This is a genomic window from Thioclava arctica (assembly GCF_040892615.1).
Lineage (GTDB): Bacteria > Pseudomonadota > Alphaproteobacteria > Rhodobacterales > Rhodobacteraceae > Thioclava > Thioclava arctica.
This window is the reverse complement of the sequence record NZ_JBFRYC010000040.1, coordinates 1-1,333: the sequence shown is the minus strand read 5'-3', so window position 1 is coordinate 1,333 and position 1,333 is coordinate 1. Positions and strand designations below refer to the sequence as shown.

General features: G+C 58.3%; 1 protein-coding gene. It reads right to left on the bottom strand.

What is annotated here, in order from left to right:
• Positions 1 to 55: 55 nt before the first annotated feature.
• Positions 56 to 1,270: an IS256 family transposase gene (locus tag AB4874_RS19820; protein ID WP_368393305.1), complete on the bottom strand. Its 1,215-nt coding sequence runs from the start codon at positions 1,268 to 1,270 to the stop codon at positions 56 to 58.
• Positions 1,271 to 1,333: the final 63 nt, after the last annotated feature.

Genomic DNA, 1,333 nt, shown 5'->3' with positions numbered 1-1,333 from the left:
GGGAGTGTCATGAACTCTGTGTATCTGGTTCGGCCCATGCGGGTTTCAGATACGGTTAAGCATTGAAGCGCTCGTCGAACATGATAGCGAATTGATTGCGGGCGGCAAACCACTCTCTAACATTCCGGCCTCCTTTCTCGAAGTTTCGAATGGCCAAGAAGATCAGCTTCGTCGCGGCCTCCTCGGTTGGGAACGAACCGCGGGTCTTGATCGATTTACGGATCACACGGTTCAGACTTTCGATGGCATTCGTGGTGTAGATGATCTTGCGGATCGCCGGATCGAAGGCGAAGAACGGGATCACCTCCTGCCATGCCCGACGCCATGCCGGGGCAATCGAGGCGTATTTCCCGGCCCATTTTTCCTCAAAGGCATCCAGCTCAGCGGCAGCCTGATCGGCCGTCGGGGCGCCGTAAATCAGGCGCAGATCGGCGGCCACGGTTTTGCGATCCTTCCAGGCGCAGAAGTTCAGCGAATGGCGCACTAGATGCACGATGCAGGTCTGGACGGTTGCGTCTGGGAAGGCGGCGGTGATCGCCTCTGGGAAGCCCTTGAGCCCGTCTACGACCGCGATCAGAACGTCCTGAACCCCGCGGTTCTTCAACTCGTTCATCACAGACAGCCAGAATTTGGCACCCTCGTTGTCGGCTATCCAAAGGCCAAGAACCTCGCGGACGCCGTCACGGGTGACGCCAAGGGCCACATAGACGGCCTTGTTTTTCACCATGCGGCTGTCGGCATCGCGGATTTTGACCCGAAGCGCGTCGAAAATGACGATCGGATACATCCGCTCCAGCGCTCGGGACTGCCATTCTCGGACCTCGTCCAAAACGGCATCGGTAACGCGGCTGATCAGGTCGGGCGAGACCTGAAGGCCATAGACATCCTCAAGGTGGGAACGGATGTCACGGACCGTCAAACCAGCAGCATAAAGACCAATGATCTTGTCATCCATGCCGTCGATCCGGGTCTGACCTTTCTTGATCAGCTCGGGCTCAAAGCTGCCGTCCCGGTCACGGGGCACCGAAATCGGCACCTCGCCGTCCTGCCCCTTCAAGCGCTTACTGGCAGTGCCGTTGCGCCGGTTTGGCTGGCCTGGGGGTGCATCCTTACCCTCCTCGTAGCCAAGATGCGCGGTCAGTTCAGCCCCGAGCATCCGCTCCATCAGCTTGATCTTGAGCTCTTTCATGAGCCCGGCATCGCCCAGCAGATCTTCAGGCCGCTCGCAGCCCTTCAGAAGTTCGTCCAAAAGTTCCTTGGAAATCGTCATCGTCCTTGCTCCTCTCAGGAAGCATGGACCAAAGCGCAGTTACACAGAAGATCGGACACTCTC